Annotated in this window: 17 protein-coding genes, 1 tRNA gene and 1 rRNA gene (1 of these 19 cut by a window edge); all 19 read left to right on the top strand. The window is 40.0% G+C overall.

All coding sequences use genetic code 11. The annotated features are described in order from the left end of the window. The first annotated feature begins 63 nt into the window (after nt 1–63). Entirely contained in the window at nt 64–474 is a 411-nt protein-coding gene (locus KHA96_RS22580) for an FtsB family cell division protein (RefSeq protein WP_213131600.1), read from the top strand. Nucleotides 475–547: 73 nt separating this feature from the next. Continuing rightward, entirely contained in the window at nt 548–964 is a 417-nt protein-coding gene (locus KHA96_RS22575; protein ID WP_213131599.1) for a S1 domain-containing RNA-binding protein, read from the top strand. Between the two features lie 192 nt (nt 965–1,156). Next, a tRNA-Met gene (locus KHA96_RS22570) sits at nt 1,157–1,230 on the top strand. Between the two features lie 707 nt (nt 1,231–1,937). Then, entirely contained in the window at nt 1,938–4,418 is a 2,481-nt protein-coding gene (gene spoIIE / locus KHA96_RS22565) for a stage II sporulation protein E (protein WP_349305834.1), read from the top strand. A gap of 271 nt (nt 4,419–4,689) precedes the next feature. Further along, nucleotides 4,690–5,469 carry a VWA domain-containing protein gene (locus KHA96_RS22560; protein ID WP_213131598.1) on the top strand — a complete coding sequence of 260 codons (780 nt, stop codon included), beginning with the start codon at nt 4,690–4,692 and terminating at the stop codon, nt 5,467–5,469. After that, nucleotides 5,438–6,382: a protein kinase domain-containing protein gene (locus tag KHA96_RS22555; protein WP_213131597.1), complete on the top strand. Its 945-nt coding sequence runs from the start codon at nt 5,438–5,440 to the stop codon at nt 6,380–6,382. The genes KHA96_RS22560 and KHA96_RS22555 overlap by 32 nt, the downstream gene beginning before the upstream one ends. Nucleotides 6,383–6,592: 210 nt before the next feature. After that, complete coding sequence (gene tilS, locus KHA96_RS22550) at nt 6,593–7,987, top strand: tRNA lysidine(34) synthetase TilS (protein ID WP_213131596.1); 1,395 nt, start codon at nt 6,593–6,595, stop codon at nt 7,985–7,987. A 25-nt stretch (nt 7,988–8,012) separates the two neighbouring features. Then, nucleotides 8,013–8,558 carry a hypoxanthine phosphoribosyltransferase gene (gene hpt, locus KHA96_RS22545; RefSeq protein WP_213131595.1) on the top strand — a complete coding sequence of 182 codons (546 nt, stop codon included), beginning with the start codon at nt 8,013–8,015 and terminating at the stop codon, nt 8,556–8,558. 171 nt (nt 8,559–8,729) lie between these two features. Beyond that, nucleotides 8,730–10,736 carry an ATP-dependent zinc metalloprotease FtsH gene (ftsH, locus tag KHA96_RS22540; protein ID WP_213131594.1) on the top strand — a complete coding sequence of 669 codons (2,007 nt, stop codon included), beginning with the start codon at nt 8,730–8,732 and terminating at the stop codon, nt 10,734–10,736. 489 nt (nt 10,737–11,225) lie between these two features. Further along, nucleotides 11,226–11,996: a type III pantothenate kinase gene (locus KHA96_RS22535; protein WP_481748263.1), complete on the top strand. Its 771-nt coding sequence runs from the start codon at nt 11,226–11,228 to the stop codon at nt 11,994–11,996. A gap of 14 nt (nt 11,997–12,010) precedes the next feature. Further along, nucleotides 12,011–12,892 (top strand): Hsp33 family molecular chaperone HslO, encoded by an 882-nt coding sequence (gene hslO, locus KHA96_RS22530; protein ID WP_213131592.1) that lies wholly within the window; start codon nt 12,011–12,013, stop codon nt 12,890–12,892. 187 nt (nt 12,893–13,079) lie between these two features. Next, the gene (gene cysK / locus KHA96_RS22525) at nt 13,080–14,006 is read left to right on the top strand and encodes a cysteine synthase A (RefSeq protein WP_213131591.1); all 927 of its coding nucleotides are present in this window, start codon (nt 13,080–13,082) and stop codon (nt 14,004–14,006) included. Nucleotides 14,007–14,107: 101 nt separating this feature from the next. After that, on the top strand, nt 14,108–14,926 hold the full coding sequence (gene folP / locus KHA96_RS22520) for a dihydropteroate synthase (protein ID WP_213131590.1): 819 nt from the start codon (nt 14,108–14,110) through the stop codon (nt 14,924–14,926). Further along, nucleotides 14,919–15,281, top strand: coding sequence for a dihydroneopterin aldolase (gene folB, locus KHA96_RS22515; protein ID WP_213131589.1), 363 nt, complete (start codon nt 14,919–14,921; stop codon nt 15,279–15,281). Before folP ends, folB begins: the two co-directional genes overlap by 8 nt. Next, nucleotides 15,278–15,805, top strand: coding sequence for a 2-amino-4-hydroxy-6-hydroxymethyldihydropteridine diphosphokinase (gene folK, locus KHA96_RS22510; protein ID WP_213131588.1), 528 nt, complete (start codon nt 15,278–15,280; stop codon nt 15,803–15,805). Before folB ends, folK begins: the two co-directional genes overlap by 4 nt. Continuing rightward, nucleotides 15,757–15,975 carry a helix-turn-helix domain-containing protein gene (locus tag KHA96_RS22505; protein ID WP_213131587.1) on the top strand — a complete coding sequence of 73 codons (219 nt, stop codon included), beginning with the start codon at nt 15,757–15,759 and terminating at the stop codon, nt 15,973–15,975. The genes folK and KHA96_RS22505 overlap by 49 nt, the downstream gene beginning before the upstream one ends. A gap of 32 nt (nt 15,976–16,007) precedes the next feature. After that, nucleotides 16,008–17,000 carry a tRNA dihydrouridine synthase DusB gene (gene dusB, locus KHA96_RS22500; protein ID WP_213131586.1) on the top strand — a complete coding sequence of 331 codons (993 nt, stop codon included), beginning with the start codon at nt 16,008–16,010 and terminating at the stop codon, nt 16,998–17,000. An 84-nt stretch (nt 17,001–17,084) separates the two neighbouring features. Further along, nucleotides 17,085–18,572 carry a lysine--tRNA ligase gene (gene lysS / locus KHA96_RS22495; RefSeq protein WP_213131654.1) on the top strand — a complete coding sequence of 496 codons (1,488 nt, stop codon included), beginning with the start codon at nt 17,085–17,087 and terminating at the stop codon, nt 18,570–18,572. A gap of 293 nt (nt 18,573–18,865) precedes the next feature. Next, nucleotides 18,866–19,093 (top strand): 16S ribosomal RNA (locus KHA96_RS22490); it runs 1,468 nt beyond the window's last position.

Genomic DNA, 19,093 nt, shown 5'->3' with positions numbered 1-19,093 from the left:
GGAATGCCTTGCACTTCGATAGGCGTTGGAGCTAGACATCAAAAAATAAAAGGAGGCCACAGGATGGGTGAAAGAAAAATCAATCCGATCACTTCACTAGAAACAAACTATATGAAGCAGCAAGAAGTCATCATGAGAAGATCAGCGAAAAGAAAAAAACTTCTTATTCGAAGATTGTCTATTTTCCTCATTCTTACCGTGGCATTATCCTACTTGATCATCTCCACTTTTATTTTTAGATCAGATGTGTTGGAAGCTAAGAAAAAGGAAGAAGCAAAACTGGAAAAAGCGCTGGCCGAATTGGAAAGAAAACAATCATCGCTTGAAAATGAAATTGTCAAATTGAATGATGATGATTATATAGCAAAGCTGGCTAGAAGTGAGTACTTTCTTTCCGAGAAAGGTGAAATCATTTTTAATATACCGGACCCAGAACCGAAAAAGAAAAAGAAAGAAGAGAAGGTGTCTTATTGACACTTTTTTTATAAGTTTTATATAATGTAGAATAAGGCTTATTTTTTATACTTTAAGGAGGATAAATTTTTTTATGTCGATCGAAGTAGGCAGCAAGTTACAAGGTAAGGTAACAGGCATCACTCATTTTGGGGCGTTCGTTGAATTGCCCGAAGGCACAACAGGTCTTGTTCACATTAGTGAAGTAGCCGACAATTATGTGAAGGACATTAATGAACATTTAAAAGTTGGCGATGAAGTCCTAGTAAAAGTGTTAAATGTTGAGAAAGACGGAAAAATCGGCTTGTCAATCCGCAAAGCGAAAGATCAGCCACCTGCTCAATCTCATTCAAATCCACGTCCACGACCAAATAGGGTCAATGATTTCCGCACGAAAGAAAGCTTTGAACAAAAAATGAACCGCTTTTTGAAAGACAGTGAAGACAGATTATCTTCATTGAAACGCAATACGGAATCGAAACGTGGCGGACGAGGAGCGAGAAGGGGTTAACTTGCTGTCTGTTTATAAAATAAACGGAACTGCCTCAGGCTAGAAATAGGCCTTTGGCAGTTTTTTCGTATGTTTTGCAGGAAAACAGATACTATGTTAACAATTAGTGAAAACCGCACTTCTTGTAAAAATATGATTGACAAGTATTTAAGACGTCTGTATTATAGACATTGTGCCTTTTATAAGGTTCATGGCGGCGTAGCTCAGCTGGCTAGAGCGTACGGTTCATACCCGTGAGGTCGTGGGTTCGATCCCCTCCGCCGCTATAAAGAAAAGCGAAAGCGCCTGCCCAGCGGCGTACAAATTTCAGGGCCTTTGACTGAGATAAAGGAAACACGACGAGGAACGAGCCGATGTTGACTTATCGTAGGGAAAAGGACAAGAAATTTGCTAGTCGCTAGACGCTGCAGCTAGACAACTCGAAAAGCGAAAGCGCCTTGCTCAGCCCCGACAAGCAAATGTTCTGGGGCAAAAAAGGCGCTTTTTTGCCTTTTATGCCCCAGGTTATTTGACCTCGAGGGGCTAGGCGCTGCAGCTAGACAACTCGAAAAGCGAAAGCGCCTTGCTCAGCCCCGACAAGCAAATGTTCTGGGGCAAAAAAGGCGCTTTTTGCCTTTTATGTCCCAGGTTATTTGACCTCGAGGGGCTAGGCGCTGCAGCTAGACAATCCGAAAAGCGAAAGCGCCTTGCTCAGCCCCGACAAGCAAATGTTCTGGGGCAAAAAAGGCGCTTTTTGCCTTTTATGTCCCAGGTTATTTGACCTCGAGGGGCTAGGCGCTGTAGCTAGACAATCCGAAAAGCGAAAGCACACAAAAAGCGTAAGACATTCTTCCCATGAGAATTAGTCTTATGCTTTTTATTTTGCCCAAATTAGTCGAACTCTTTTTTTAGTCATCTCCATCAAATTGACAAAATATTAAAACAAGCCCCTATATAATGAAAACTATCAAAAAAAGTGGGGAGTGTATATAAAGTGGAAAGAGGAGATCTAAGTATCATTGCACCAATACGGAATATGGAGCTGCAGGAAAATAAATTTGATATATCAAAGAAGCTAAAGGCAATTCAACAAAAGTTGGATTATTTGTTTTTACAAAAAGGGATTGCCCTCCTTCTTATCTCTCTACTTCTTGGCCGAGCATTAATATTATCTCATTTAACTCCATTTGCCTTACCATTCTTCGCTGTTGTCTACTTATCTAAAAGAGATAAGGCGCCAATAGTCCTTCTCGGTCTCTTGGCAGGATCTCTTACGCTTTCCATGGGAAATGCGGCATATACCTTTACCTTATGCATTTTATTCCTTTTTTCATTCAAGCTTTTGGAAAATTTATTTAAACAGGCTTATAAGATTTTGCCTTATGCCGTTTTATGTCTTTCTTTTTTTGCAAAGTGTGGATTTCAATACGTGCAAAATGGTCAAACATTGTCCCGTTATGATGGTGTAATGGCTGCAGTTGAAGCAAGTCTTGCATTTGTCCTTGTCTTTATTTTTATGCAAAGTATTCCATTTCTTTCCTACCAAAAAAGAAAAAAGTCGTTAAAGACGGAGGAAGTGATTAGCCTTATCATTCTGCTCGCGTCCGTTTTAACGGGAACCATTGGCTGGACAGTCTATGAGCTATCTATTGAGCATATTCTTTCACGCTATCTTGTCCTTCTTTTCGCTTTTACAGCCGGTGCGACAGTTGGTTCGACGGTTGGAGTCGTGACAGGTCTAATTTTTAGCCTGGCTAGTATCTCAAGTCTCTATCAGATGAGCTTGCTTGCTTTTTCAGGTTTGCTTGGTGGTCTTCTAAAAGAAGGTAAACGAATTGGTTCCGCTATTGGTCTAATGGTGGCAACCGTACTTATTGGGATGTATGGTGAATCGAATACCCCACTTGTTTTAACGGTTTATGAATCATGTGCGGCTATTATTCTTTTCTTCTTAACTCCTTCAATATTGACGGAAAAATTGGCTCGTTTTATTCCAGGTACTCCTGAACACGCTAAAGACCAGCAGCGATATGCTAGAAAAATTAGAGATATTACTGTACGTAGGGTGGAACAGTTTTCGTCTGTCTTCCAAGCATTATCCAACAGTTTTTCTCAACCGGAAAAATGGGAAGATGATAAAAATGAAGAACAAGAATTTGATCTTTTTCTTAGCCATGTGACAGAGAAAACATGCCAAAATTGCTTTAAGCGCAATCAGTGCTGGAGTGCCAACTTTGATAAAACATATGAATTAATGAGGACAGTTATGCATGATATGGATGAAAATTCTGGAACTCTATCACCAACGGTTTACCGACAGTTGGACAAGCATTGTAATAAAACAAAAAAAGTGCGCGACGCTGTGCATAAGGAACTTACAATTTTGAATGCCAATCAGCAATTGAAAGTACAATTGCAGGAAAGCAGGAAACTTGTTGCTGAACAATTACTTGGAGTATCTGAAGTAATGGGTGATTTTGCGAAGGAAATACAACGAGAACAGGAAAATCACCATCGTCAGGAGGAGATGATGCTTGATGCATTGCAAGATTTCGGAATCGAGATTGAGCAAATAGAAATTTATAATCTTGAACCTGGGAATGTAGATATTGACATCACCCTTCCTCATTCCAGCAGTTTAGGAGAGTTTGAGAAGATTATTGCCCCAATACTATCCGACATTTTAAACGAAACCATTGTCGTAAAGGGAGAAGAATATGATGATTATCGGTCAGATTTATCTTATGCCACACTCAGGTCGGCTAAGGCTTATATCGTAGAAACAGGTGTCGCACATGCGGCAAAGGGAGGAGGCTTCTTATCTGGAGACAGTTATTCCACAATAGAATTGGGGCCAGGAAAATTTGCTGTTGCGATTAGTGATGGGATGGGAAATGGAGAAAGGGCTCATCATGAAAGCAGTGAAACATTGAAACTCCTGCAAAAGATTCTCAAGTCCGGCATTGAAGAAAAGGTGGCGATTAAATCTGTCAATTCAGTATTATCACTACGAACAACGGATGAGATTTTTTCCACATTAGATCTTGCGATGATCGATTTGCACAATGCACAAGCGAAATTTCTTAAGATCGGTTCAACTCCAAGTTTTATAAAAAGGGAAAATAAAATATTAAAAGTTGAATCGGGTAATTTACCGATGGGAATCTTGCAAGAATTTGATGTAGATGTCGTTACAGAACAATTACGTGCCGGTGATTTGCTTATCATGATGAGCGATGGCATATTTGAGGGGCCAAAAAATGTAGAAAATTACGAGCTATGGATGAAACGGAAATTGAGGGAAATAGAAACAGATGAGCCACAAGCTGTCGCAGATTTAATTATGGAGGAAGTGATAAGAACACGATCTGGAGTAATTGCCGACGATATGACAATTGCGGTTGTAGCAATTAAACATAATACTCCAAAATGGGCCGCCATTCCGGTAAGGAGCAGACATATGAAAATATCATAATAAAGATTGGAAAAGCGCAAGCACCTTCGTCATAGAAGTGCAAATTTCAGAGGACAAGGCAGAGTTAAACGAAAAAATATGATAAAGCTATGAATTGCGCAAGGAATCTTCAGCTTGAACCGCAAGGCGAACGTGGAAGAAGGACAAAAAGATTGCTAGTCGAAAGGTGATGAAGCTCGATCACAAGACTGTAAATTGCAAATGATAGACAATATAAAACTTATAGTTTCTTTAAGTATAAAAAAGGTGGCTCCCGGCTAGGATGATAGCAATGAAACAGTTATTGGAAACTGTTATACCTGGAGGGGAGTACATGAAAAAGGGCAGCTTGAAGCAAATTTTATTAATTACAGATGGATGTTCCAATCAAGGTGAAAATCCAGTCGCCATGGCCGCACTTGCAAGAGAGCACGGAATTACTGTGAATGTGATTGGTGTAGTGGAAAACGATTCTATCGAAGAGAAGGGTATAAAGGAAATCGAAGGCATTGCCGCATCCGGAGGCGGTATTAGTCAAGTTGTTTTTGCTGAGCAATTATCGCAAACAGTGCAAATGGTGACAAGAAAAGCTATGACTCAGACGTTGCAAGGGGTTGTAAATAAGGAACTGCGTCAAATTCTAGGAAAGGACATGGATTTGGAGGAGCTTCCGCCTGATCAGAGAGGGGAAGTGATGGAGGTTGTCGATGAACTTGGAGAAACAAGTGATGTAGAGGTTGTTGTGCTCATTGATACGAGTGCTAGTATGAAATCTAAACTTCCCACTGTAAAAGAAGCATTATTAGACCTTTCTTTAAGTTTGAACGCAAGAATGGGCAATAACCGCTTTGCAGTGTTAATATTTCCCGGGAAAAGAAAAGATGTTGAAAAGCTGCTGGATTGGACGCCTAATTTAGAGCTTTTGACAAGTATTTTTCCTAAGCTTGCTGTTGGAGGGATTACACCGACTGGTCCTGCTATTCGTGAGGCGATGACGTATTTCAAGAAAAAGCGTTCTTTGAGAGGGTTGCTATCAGGTGATGATGAACAATACATGGAAGAATCAATGTAATTATCCTGCTGGCACTATAATCAATGGAAAGTGGCATAGACATCGCTATGAAATAGTGAGAAGGCTCGGCTCAGGTGCCAACGGAGTAGTCTATCTCGCTAGAGGCAGTATCGGCTACACAGCGATAAAAATAAGTATGGATAGTGTGTCAATCACAACGGAGGTAAATGTCCTAAAATCACTTGAGAAGGTCCAGGGCTCTGCTCTCGGGCCTTCTTTGTATGATGTTGATGACTGGGAAAACGGTTTAAGCCGAATTCACTTTTATGCGATGGAATACATTCAAGGGCGGGAGCTGCTCCCTTTTATTAGGGAAAAAGGATTGTCATGGGCAGGAGTTATGATCGTCCAACTTCTTGATGTCTTAGAAGGTCTCCATCAAAAGGGCTGGATATTTGGTGATTTAAAGCCTGAGAACTTGATTGTGGAAGGACCAACCCCGAAAATCCGCTGTATTGACGTCGGCGGGACGACGATGAAGGGGCGAGCGATTAAAGAATTTACTGAGTTTTTTGATCGAGGCTACTGGGGGCTTGGCTCAAGGAAGGCAGAACCTAGTTATGACCTTTTTTCTACCGCCATGTTGATGTTGAACTTATACTATCCAAAGCGTTTCGTTAAGAAGGAAAATAGTTTAAAACAATTAACCTCCATAATACAAGAGAATAGAGATTTAGTGAAATTCGAAGCGGTATTGCTAAATGCGCTTTCAGGGAAGTATCAATCTGCTAAAGACATGAAAAATGAACTTCTCGTGGTTCTTTCGGCAGGCGAGCAGCCAAAAGGACAACGAACAACACGCTATGCACCAAAACCTAAGAAAAAAAGAATGAGGTCCTTTATAGAAACAGTTTCAATCCTTCTTGTCACGGTGATTTTATATACCTTATACATATATGGCTATATATTATAAGTTGTTTTTAATGCTTCAGACTACTCCTTATATAAAAGTAAATGGTAACATATATAAATAAAGCGCAGAGACTTGCGGTAAAGGAAACTAGAGGAGACTGTTAGAGCAAATCTGGCTTCCTGTTGTCAGGAAATGATCAGACAGTTGCTAGTTGAAAGGCACTGGAGCTAGGCATTAATCTTGTATTAAGGTAAGGGAATGGTTATTTTGTTGGATTTTGAGAAAAAAACACATCGTTTTATTTCAAGGCATTCTCTGCTTCATCAGGGGGATTATATTGTAGTAGCTGTTTCAGGAGGTCCTGATTCTTTAGCGTTGATTGATTTTCTTTATCATCAAACAGCAAAGTATAAAATTAGGATTGCTGCTGCCCATGTTGATCATATGTTAAGAGGAGAAGAATCCAAAAAGGACCTTATTTTCGTTAAGCAGTATTGTGAAAAACGAAATATTGTCTTTAGAAGTGCCTCTATTAATATTAAGGATAGGATGGCTCTAGATAAAACAGGTATGCAAGAAACGGCGAGAGCATATCGTTATCAATTTTTCGAAAAGGTAATGGAAGAACTGCAAGCAAATAAACTAGCTGTTGGTCAACATGGTGATGACCAAATAGAGACAATCTTAATGAGGCTTGTAAGAGGAAGCTCCGGAATTTCAAGAGCTGGAATTCAAGTGAAAAGATTGTTTGGACAAGACAAAGAAATGATTCGCCCATTAATGGGAGTTTCTAAAATAGAAATTGAGGAATACTGCGAGACCCATCATTTAATACCACGTCGTGATTTAAGTAATGAGTCAAAAAACTACACAAGAAATCGGTTCAGAATCGATGTATTGCCATTTTTAAAAAAAGAAAATCGACGAATTATCGAGCATTTCCAACGTTTCAGTGAGGAAATAAGTGAGGATGAGAAATTTCTTCAGGAGTTGGCGAAGGAAGCTTTTACAAAGATGTGTCAATGGAATGGTGAAGACGAACTAACATTAGACATTCCTTCATTTTGTACAATAGCTTTGCCTTTACAAAGAAGAGTGATTCATCTAATATTAAACTATCTTTACAATCAATACATACGTGACTTAACATCTGCCCATTTAGATGCCCTTCAACATTTGCTCAAGGATGAAAATCCATCTGGAAGATTGGATTTCCCTAATGGTTTAAAGGTGATTCGATCATATGATCAATGCCTATTTACTTTTGTTGAACGAGAGTCTAACCCAAGCTTTTATTATGAAGTATATACGGATGACAAAGTCACTCTCCCTAATGGTAAAACGATCCACGTGAAAATGGCATCGGACTTTCCAATAAAAGAAAGTGCAGATATACTGATCCTTCAGCCACAAGATATTGAATTCCCTTTAATCATTCGAACTAGACAACAAGGTGACAAAATAAAACTAAAAGGAATGAATGGGACAAAGAAAATTAAGGATATTTTTATCGATATGAAAATTCCTGTAGAAGAAAGAAAGATATGGCCTATCGTGACTGATCGAACCGGTAAACTCCTTTGGATCCCCGGCTTGAAAAAGTCTTCTTATGAAACACCTCCTGTGCAGCAAAGACCTTATTTCCTTATAGATTATCGCAATTAAACATTCCTGGGAGGAAACTGAACAAATGAAACATGATATTGAGAAAGTATTGATTACAGAAGAAGAAATCAACGCAAAAATACTCGACCTTGCAAATGAATTAACAGAAGAATATGATGGACGTTTTCCACTTGCAATTGGAGTATTAAAAGGGGCGACCCCCTTTATGACGGATCTTTTAAGAAGAGTGGATACATATTTAGAAATAGATTTTATGGATGTATCAAGCTATGGAGGCTCAACTGTTTCTTCCGGAGAAGTGAAAATTCTTAAAGATTTAAACACCCCTGTTGAAGGGCGTGACATTCTCATTATTGAGGATATAATCGATAGTGGCTTAACATTAAGCTACCTTGTTGATTTATTCCGCTATCGCAAAGCAAAGTCGATTAAAATTGTGACATTATTGGACAAACCAACAGGCAGAAAAGCAGATATTCAAGCCGACTATGTAGGTTTTATTGTTCCAGATGAATTTGTGGTCGGCTATGGACTTGACTATGCTGAGAAATATCGTAACCTTCCCTATATTGGGATATTAAAACCTGAAATTTATGGCAAGAATGAATAAAAGTGAAATAAATATGAACAAGAGGTTGAATGGTTGTAAAGGCAGAAACGACTATGATACTATTGAATATAGTTTTTTACCAAAATAAGAAAGTATATGGTTATTTAGGATATAAATTTTAAAGAAAATAAAACTTTTGATTTGCTTTCTTAAAGTGGGAGGAGGTAAGGGATGAACCGGATTTTTAGAAATGTAATATTTTACGCTCTAATATTTCTCGTACTTGTGGGAATATTAAGCTGGTTTAAAAATAGCAACGAAACAATAAAACCAATGTCTTATAATGAATTTGTCTCACATTTGGAAAATAAAGAAATTGAAAAGTATTCAATGCAACCTGAACGGGGCGTTTATGAAATAAAAGGTCAGTTGAAGGATGCTGAAGAAGGTCAGTTGTTCATAACATACGTGATGAACAGTCCAGCAATGCTCGATCGCATTGATGCAGCTGGCTCTGACTTGGAAGTTAAGCCCGCAAAAGAAACAAGTGGCTGGGTATCGTTTTTTACAACGATCATACCTTTCATCATTATCTTTATTCTATTCTTCTTCCTGTTGAATCAAGCGCAAGGTGGAGGAAGCAGAGTAATGAACTTCGGAAAAAGTAAAGCAAGGCTTTATTCCGAAGAGAAGAAGAAGGTTCGTTTTAAAGATGTTGCAGGTGCTGATGAGGAAAAGCAGGAGCTCATTGAAGTTGTTGAGTTTTTAAAAGATCCAAGGAAATTCTCAGAGTTAGGTGCAAGAATACCAAAGGGAATTTTGCTTGTTGGACCTCCTGGTACGGGTAAAACGCTTTTAGCTCGCGCTGTTGCAGGCGAAGCAGGAGTACCGTTCTTCTCAATCAGTGGTTCTGACTTTGTTGAAATGTTTGTCGGTGTCGGGGCTTCCCGTGTCCGTGATTTATTTGAAAATGCTAAGAAAAATGCTCCGTGTATCATTTTTATAGATGAAATTGATGCCGTCGGTCGCCAGCGTGGTGCTGGGCTTGGTGGCGGCCACGATGAACGTGAGCAGACATTGAACCAATTGCTCGTTGAAATGGATGGATTTGGGGAAAATGAAGGGATCATCATTGTAGCAGCTACAAACCGTCCTGATATTTTAGACCCTGCCTTACTTCGTCCAGGTCGTTTTGACCGTCAAATCACGGTTGATCGTCCGGATGTGAAGGGGCGTGAAGCGGTATTGCATGTTCATGCAAGAAATAAACCGCTTGATGAGTCTGTTGATTTGAAATCAATCGCAATGAGAACACCAGGTTTTTCTGGTGCAGACTTGGAAAACTTGCTTAATGAAGCGGCATTAGTCGCAGCCAGACATAATAAGAAGAAAATTGACATGCTTGATGTGGATGAAGCAACAGACCGTGTTATTGCTGGACCCGCTAAGAAAAGTCGTGTCATATCAGAAAAAGAACGAAATATCGTGGCCTACCATGAAGGTGGACATACGGTTATTGGTTTAGTGCTAGATGAAGCGGATATCGTTCATAAAGTGACGATTGTTCCGCGTGGTCAGGCTGGCGGATATGCTGTCATGCTTCCTAAAGAAGACCGTTATTTCCAAACGAAGCCAGAATTGCTTGATAAAATTACTGGGTTGCTTGGAGGCCGCGTCGCTGAAGAGATTACCTTTAATGAAGCATCAACGGGAGCACATAATGACTTCCAGCGTGCTACAGGTATCGCTCGCCGCATGGTCACTGAATTTGGAATGAGTGAAAAGCTAGGTCCGCTTCAATTTGGTCAAGCGCAAGGCGGTCAAGTCTTCTTAGGCCGTGATTTGCACAATGAACAAAATTATTCAGATGCAATTGCTTATGAAATTGATATGGAAATTCAACGCATCATTAAAGAATGTTACGAGCGAGCTGAAAAGATTCTAAGAGAAAATCGCGATAAGCTTGAATTAATCGCTCAAACATTACTCGAAGTAGAAACTTTGGATGCCGATCAAATCAAAAATCTTTATGAAAAAGGCCACCTTCCAGATAGGCCAGTAGCTAAGACAACTTTAGATCCATTGGATCCAAAAGTAACGATTCAGCCAATGAGTGATGAAGATAAGTCTATTAAGGAAGAGCAAATCGATCCTTTAGTAGGCAAACCTGAAAAAATGGGTCCATCCAAAAAAGCTGATGATCCAACTGATTCAAATGATGAGGAAAATAAAGAATAAAAAAGAAGACATCGAATGCAAATTCGGTGTCTTTTTTCTATTGCCAAGCTTGAAGGCTTAGTACTGGCAATCTTCTTGCCATTCTCCTTTAGATAAGGGAGTTGGATTCGTCCTAAAGATCTATTTTCAGAGACAAGCACCTACAGGCCGAAAACCTGTGGCAAATAAAAGATGAAAGCATGAACCTTTTATCTTAGAATATTTGCTTCTCGGAGGCCAGTGGGATACCGGTCAGCAATGATTTGGGATGTACATGGTGACTTACTAGTGCATTTGGAGCGACAAGGATGTCAGCTGTCTAAGTCCGCAACAGGATGTCTTCCTTCCCTTTCAGGCTTCCTGGCTCGTGATGGTGTTCCTTTATTTCTAGTGCTGCTTTAAGTTCTAATTTAATGAACATGGTATTGCGCTTTTTTATTGCCACTCAATTGAGCAATTATGGTATGATGTTTGCAGTAAAAAAAGTCTCTTTAAAAAGTGGTGAAGATGTTGATTTTTGTTCTGGATGTAGGGAATACGAATATCGTTCTTGGTGTTTATCAAGGGAATGACTTAAAATATCATTGGCGGATTGAGACGAGCAGGCATAAAACGGAAGATGAGTTCGGCATGGCGATTAATGCCTTGTTTCAACATGTAGGTTTGCGTTTCGAGGATATTAATGGAATTATCATTTCTTCAGTAGTACCGCCTATCATGTTTACTTTAGAGCGAATGTGCGTAAAGTACTTTGAAGAGAAGCCATTGATTGTTGGGCCTGGAATCAAAACTGGATTAAATATAAAATATGAAAACCCTAGGGAAGTTGGGGCGGACCGAATTGTAAACGCGGTTGCGGGAATCCATGAGTATGGAAGCCCATTGGTTATCGTCGATTTTGGAACGGCTACAACGTTTTGCTATATTAATGAAAGAAGCGAATATATGGGCGGCGTGATCGCACCAGGTATTGGCATTTCTACTGAAGCGTTATATTCCAAAGCGGCAAAACTTCCGCGAATTGAAATTACGCATGTTGATGAAATCATCGGAAAAAATACGGTAGCAGCGATGCAGGCAGGTATTTTATTTGGTTTTGTTGGACAAGTAGAGGGCATAGTAAAACGTATTATAGAAAAAAGTAAGCATAAGCCTACTGTAATAGCAACTGGTGGATTAGCCAATTTGATTGCGTCCGAAACGAAGATGATTGATATTGTAGATCAAGATTTGACCCTTAAAGGACTGCAACTCATCTATAAGAGAAATGTCAGCGAATGAAAGGCGGCTAACAAATGACGGACTACTTAGTAAAAGCGCTGGCCTACAATGGCCAAGTACGTGCATACGCGGCACAAACAACTGAAACTGTCGGTGAAGCGCAGCGCCGCCATTATACATGGCCAACTGCTTCAGCTGCTCTTGGGAGAGCGATGACAGCAGGTGTGATGATGGGTGCAATGCAAAAAGGTGAAGAAAAAATAACGATTAAAGTGGAAGGTGACGGTCCACTTGGAATTATCCTCGTTGATGCTGATGCAAAAGGAAATGTTCGCGGATATGTAACGAATCCACAAACCCATTTTGATCTAAATGAACACGGGAAGTTGGATGTAAGAAGAGCGGTTGGGAATACAGGTACACTATCTGTTGTAAAGGATGTAGGACTGCGAGACCACTTTACAGGACAGGTGCCACTTGTCTCTGGGGAGTTAGGGGAAGATTTTACCTACTATTTCGCTAAATCTGAGCAAACTCCTTCTTCTGTTGGAGTAGGAGTCCTCGTTAATCCTGATAATACAATTTTAGCGGCCGGCGGTTTTATCATTCAAATCATGCCTGGAGCAAGTGATGAAGTAATTGGGGATATTGAAAATAGGTTGGGGTCTATTTCTCCTATTTCAACAATGATTCGGGAAGGACACACACCTGAAGAAATTCTTACCCAAGTTCTCGGAACTGAAAATGTAAAGATGCTAGAAAAAATGCCTGTTCAATTTCTTTGCACATGTTCAAAAGAACGCTTTGCCAATGCCATTATCAGCCTAGGTGAAAAAGAAATTCAAGATATGATTGAGGAAGACGGAGAGGCTAATGCTCAATGCCACTTTTGTAATTCCACTTATCACTATTCGAAAGAGGAATTGGAAGAATTGAAAGAGGCGTCAAGAAAATAAGATCAATCCAACGAGAAGGTTTATTATTAGACGGTCATAGAACCGTCTTTTTTTAGTGCTTTTCTTGCTACTAGGAATATTTTCTTAGAATTATACGAATAATAGGTATTTATAATTGACAGTTAACCTATTTACTGGTAATTTGTAAATAAACCAATTAAAATACTCGGATTTAGGGGTGGAGGACATGGCAAAAAGAGCTAATTCAATCGCAGATTTAGTGGGTAATACCCCAGTAGTTAAATTAAACCGCATCGTGGATGAAAACAGCGCTGATGTGTATGTAAAACTCGAATATATGAACCCTGGAAGCAGTGTAAAAGACCGAATCGCTTTATCCATGATAGAGGCGGCGGAAAGAGAAGGAAGATTAAAAGAAGGCGATACGATTGTTGAACCTACTAGTGGGAATACCGGTATCGGTCTTGCAATGATCTCTGCAGCAAAGGGATATCGCGCAATTCTTGTCATGCCTGATACGATGAGTTTAGAGCGTCGGAATTTGCTTAGGGCTTATGGAGCAGAACTTGTATTGACTCCAGGGGCTGAAGGTATGAAAGGCGCCATTCAAAAAGCGAATGAGTTGGCCGAAGAAAACGGCTATTTTATGCCTCAACAATTTGAAAACTTTGCAAATCCTGAAATTCATCGCTTAACAACAGGGAAAGAAATTGTTGAACAAATGGGTGATCAGTTAGATGCATTTATTTCAGGAATTGGAACAGGTGGAACGATCACAGGCGCCGGCGAAGTGCTAAGAGAAACATATCCTGATATTAAAATTTATGCAGTTGAACCTGAGGATTCCCCAGTTCTTTCAGGCGGAAAACCCGGGCCACATAAAATTCAAGGAATTGGAGCAGGTTTTGTTCCAACTGTATTAAATACAGAAGTTTATGATGGAGTCGTAAAAATCTCTAACGATGAAGCTTTTGCAGCTTCAAGACGCGCTGCTAAGGAAGAAGGCGTACTTGGTGGGATTTCTGCGGGAGCAGCGATTGCAGCAGCAGTAAAGGTCGCGAAAGAACTAGGAAAAGGAAAAATCGTATTAGCGGTTCTTCCTGATAATGGAGAGCGTTATTTAAGTACTGCACTCTTTCAATACGAAAGCTAATATCATATAAACAGAAAAGCAAGTCCGAATACGGGCTTGCTTTTCTATTTTTAATAAAAAGGGTATCCTAAGTAAATAAGAAATATAAAGGTGTGAACAAAATGAAATGCGGACGTTATGAGTTACATTTTAATAAAACATTGATCATGGGAATTTTAAATGCTACGCCAGATTCTTTTTCAGATGGCGGCCGCTATAACGATGTAGAGAAAGCTGTTCAACATGCTATTCAGATGATAGGAGACGGTGCGGATATTATTGATATCGGGGGCGAATCGACAAGACCAGGTCATGATCCTGTATCAGCAGAAGAGGAAATTGCGAGAGTTGTACCGTCTATTGAAGCGGTTGCCGCTAAGGCATCCGTCCCAATATCGATTGATACATATAAAGCGGAAACAGCAAAGCGGGCAGTTGAAGCAGGCGCCTCCATCATTAATGATATTTGGGGGGCAAAAAAAGACCCTGAGATTGCCAGGGTAGCAGCTGATCTAGAGGTGCCGATTATTTTGATGCATAATCGCGAGAATCGGGATTATCAATCTTTCATTCGTGATGTGTTGAATGATATGTACGAAAGCATTTCGATTGCTAAAAAAGCCGGGGTGGCCGACGATCAGATTATTCTAGATCCTGGAATTGGCTTTGCAAAAGACTATAAAGAAAATATAGAGATGATGGCTAATCTTGATAAGCTGGTAGGACTTGGGTACCCAGTTCTTCTAGCGACTTCAAGAAAACGCATGATTGGAACTGCTTTAGACTTGCCAGTGGAAGAGCGGATGGAAGGAACGGGAGCTACAGTATGTTTTGGCATTCAACAAGGATGCCACATTATGCGAGTACATGATGTAAAAGAAATAAGCAGGATGGCTGCAATGATGGATGTTTTATTAGGGAAGGGGAATGTTGATGGATAAAATCTATCTGAATGAAATGGAATTTTACGGTTATCATGGGGTTCTCCCTGAAGAAACAAAGCTGGGACAACGTTTTCGTGTTAATGTGATGGCGGAAACGGATTTTAAAGAAGCGGGTTTGAATGACGACTTAGAACTGACCGTAAGCTATGCAGATATTTATGTTCTATGTAAGAAAATAGTGGAAGGCCAGCCATTTAAATTAATTGAGGCTGTCGCAGAAAAAATTGCATCCTCGATACTTGAAGAGTTCATTAAAATTGAGTCGGTCACAGTAAAAGTGATCAAACCAGATCCCCCTATTCCAGGGCATTACCACTCGGTTGCAGTAGAAATTACGAGGGAAAGATCATGAAAAACATCGCCTATTTATCATTAGGTTCAAATATAGGAGAACGGGAAGAATTTTTAAAGCTTGCCGTACAAAAACTATCAGAGGACAAAAATGTGATAATCGAGGCGTGTTCCTCTATTTATGAGACAGACCCTGTCGGTTATACGGATCAGGATCAATTTTTAAATATAGCAGTAAAAATTGCCACTTCCTATTCAGCTTCGCAGCTTTTAGAGCTTTGCTTGAAAATTGAACAAGAATTAGGGAGAATTAGGGAATTTAGATGGGGTCCGAGGGTGATAGACCTTGACATTTTATTGTATAATAAAGAAAATATTGAGATGGAGACTTTACAAGTGCCTCATCCTCGGATGACAGAGCGTGCATTTGTGCTTATTCCACTTTTAGAAATTGATCGGAGCATTACGCTTCCGAATATAAAGACCCCTTTAGTCGAAGTTCTGGACGAAATACCTGATAAAGAAGGAGTTCGGTTATGGAAACAGATAAATGGGGAAGACGCATCCGCGCTTTTCGAAAATTAAAAGGCTATACGCAAGAAGGACTTGCGAAAGATATAGGGATATCCGTTTCGGTTCTCGGTGAAATAGAGAGAGGCACCCGTCTGCCTTCGGAAGATGTTTTATTGAATATATCAAGCGTGCTCGGTATCACAAAAGCAGAATTGACCCCTCCTGGTGAAGAATCTGTCTAGATAATGAAAATTTGGAAAAGGAGGTTAGTAGTGTGTTGAAAATCGGAAATATAAAAATGAAAAACCAGGTAGTCCTTGCACCGATGGCAGGAGTATGCAACTCTGCGTTCCGCTTAACAGTAAAAGAATTTGGCGCCGGACTAGTATGCGCTGAAATGATCAGTGATAAGGGCATTGTCCAAAAAAATGAAAAAACAATGAATATGCTTTATATCGATGAACGGGAGAAGCCACTATCCTTGCAAATTTTTGGAGGAGTAAAAGAAACACTTGTGGAAGCAGCCAGATTTGTAGATCAAAACACGAATGCAGATATAATCGATATTAATATGGGTTGTCCAGTTAATAAGATTATTAAGTGTGAAGCAGGTGCAAGATGGCTGCTTGAGCCTAATAAAATTTACGATATGGTGTCAGCTGTTGTAGAGGCGGTCGAAAAGCCAGTCACAGTGAAAATGCGTATTGGCTGGGATGCCGAGCATATTTTTGCAGTTGAAAATGCACAAGCTGTGGAGCGAGCGGGTGGTGCTGCAGTGTCCATGCATGGCAGAACGCGAGTACAAATGTATGAAGGTGAGGCAAATTGGGATATCATACGAAAAGTTAAACAATCGATCAATATCCCGCTAATTGGAAATGGAGATGTAAAAACTCCAGAGGATGCTAAGGGAATGCTGGATGAAACGGGTGTAGACGGAGTCATGATTGGACGAGCTGCACTTGGGAATCCATGGATGATATATCAAACCGTTAAGTTTTTGGAAACAGGAGAATTAACGGGTGAACCTACCGTTAAGGAAAAGATGGATGTGTGTAAGCTTCATTTAGAGCGATTGATCGCATTAAAGGGAGAATATGTTGCGGTTAGAGAAATGCGCAAACATGCCGCTTGGTACTTAAAAGGTATTCATGGAAATGGTAAGATAAGAAATGCCATTAATGAATGCCAGACGAGATCCGAACTTGTTGCTTTATTGAATTACATTACTGATGGTGCAGAAGTGAAAGAAAAGCAAGCAGTCTAACATTGCTGATTACACTGCCAGTAACCGCTGGCAGTTGTTTTATTTTTAATGGATTACGTACAAATTGAGATGGGAGTGGTATATATGAGTCAAGAAGAATTAAATGATCAGGTGCGGGTAAGACGTGACAAAATGACTTCATTGCGTGAGAGTGGAGTCGATCCTTTCGGAAAAAGATTTGAACGCACTCATGATACGAAAGAAATAAAAGAATTGTATGATCAGTTAACGAAAGAAGAATTAGACGAAAAAGCTGTTTCTGTCACAATTGCCGGTAGGATCATGACGAAGCGTGGAAAAGGTAAAGCAGGCTTTGCCCATATTCAGGACCTTCCAGGGCAAATTCAAATATATGTAAGACAAGATGGTGTAGGTGAAGAGCAATATAGTTTGTTTAACACAGTCGATCTTGGGGACCTAGTTGGAGTTACTGGGACTGTTTTTAAAACTAAAGTGGGTGAGCTATCCATCAAGGCAAAGGAATTTACTTTACTAGCAAAATCATTACGCCCGTTGCCTGAGAAGTTTCATGGCTTGAAAGATGTTGAACAGCGATATCGCCAACGCTACTTAGATTTAATTACGAACCAAGCTAGTAAAGAGACTTTTATTTCTCGTAGTTTGATTATCCAATCTATGAGGCGCTATCTTGATAAAGCAGGATTTTTAGAAGTTGAAACTCCGATGCTGCATGCCATTGCAGGAGGAGCGGCAGCCCGTCCTTTCGAAACCCATCATAATGCTTTAGACATGCCATTTTTCATGCGAATTGCTATCGAACTTCACTTAAAGCGTCTTATTGTCGGAGGCATGGAAAAAGTATATGAAATTGGACGAGTGTTCCGGAATGAAGGTGTGTCTACAAGACATAACCCTGAGTTTACAATGCTAGAGCTTTATGAAGCGTACGCGGATTACAATGATATTATGGAATTAACGGAAAACCTTATTGCACACGTAGCGGAGGAAGTGTTAGGTTCTACTACCGTCCAATATGGTGACTACGAAGTAAATTTGGAGCCGAAGTGGCAACGCCTGCACATGGTTGATGCCGTAAAAGAATATACAGGTGTCGATTTCTGGAAAGAGATGAGCGATGACGAAGCAAGACAACTCGCAAAGGATCACGGAATTGAAATTACAGAGCATATGACTTTTGGTCATATTGTCAATGAGTTTTTTGAGCAGAGAATTGAAGAGAAACTCATACAGCCAACCTTTATCTACGGGCATCCAGTTGAAATATCTCCACTTGCCAAGAAGAATGAAGAGGATCCTAGATTCACAGATCGATTTGAATTGTTTATCGTCGGTAGAGAGCATGCGAATGCATTTACGGAATTAAATGATCCAATTGACCAGCGGGAGCGTTTTGAAAACCAATTACGTGAACGTGAACAAGGTAATGATGAAGCACATGAAATGGATGAAGATTTTATTGAAGCTTTAGAATACGGAATGCCGCCTACAGGTGGATTAGGAATCGGTATCGACCGTTTAGTGATGCTATTAACAAATTCTCCATCTATTCGCGATGTATTGTTGTTCCCGTTGATGAGAAAACGTGATTAAAGGCTGGATTAGATCCCCGTATTTTAACGGGGATTTTCCTCTTAAAAAAATACTTTTAGATTTCTAATAAAAAATAGTTGCTTCAACATTAAAATGGTGTTATATTATTATTCGTGCCTCGATAGAAAGCAATTAAATACACAAAAAAAGTTGTTGACATGACTATTGGTTTTTGTTAAAATAGAAAAGTCGCTGTCAGACGGCGCGTAAGATTTTGATCTTTGAAAACTGAACGAAACAAAACGTCAAAAATTATTTTTTTGCAAGACCAGCTAATGAGCTAAATCAACTACTTATATGAGAGTTTGATCCTGGCTCAGGACGAACGCTGGCGGCGTGCCTAATACATGCAAGTCGAGCGGATCTTTAGGAGCTTGCTCCTAAAGATTAGCGGCGGACGGGTGAGTAACACGTGGGCAACCTGCCTGTAAGACTGGGATAACTTCGGGAAACCGGAGCTAATACCGGATAACTTCTTTCCCTGCATGGGGAAAGGTTGAAAGACGGTTATGCTGTCACTT

Origin of the sequence: Bacillus sp. FJAT-49711, from assembly GCF_018343715.1 — a bacterium.
Lineage (GTDB): Bacteria > Bacillota > Bacilli > Bacillales > Bacillaceae_C > Lederbergia.
The sequence above is the reverse complement of the archived record's forward strand: the minus strand, read 5'-3'. Positions and strand labels throughout refer to the sequence as shown.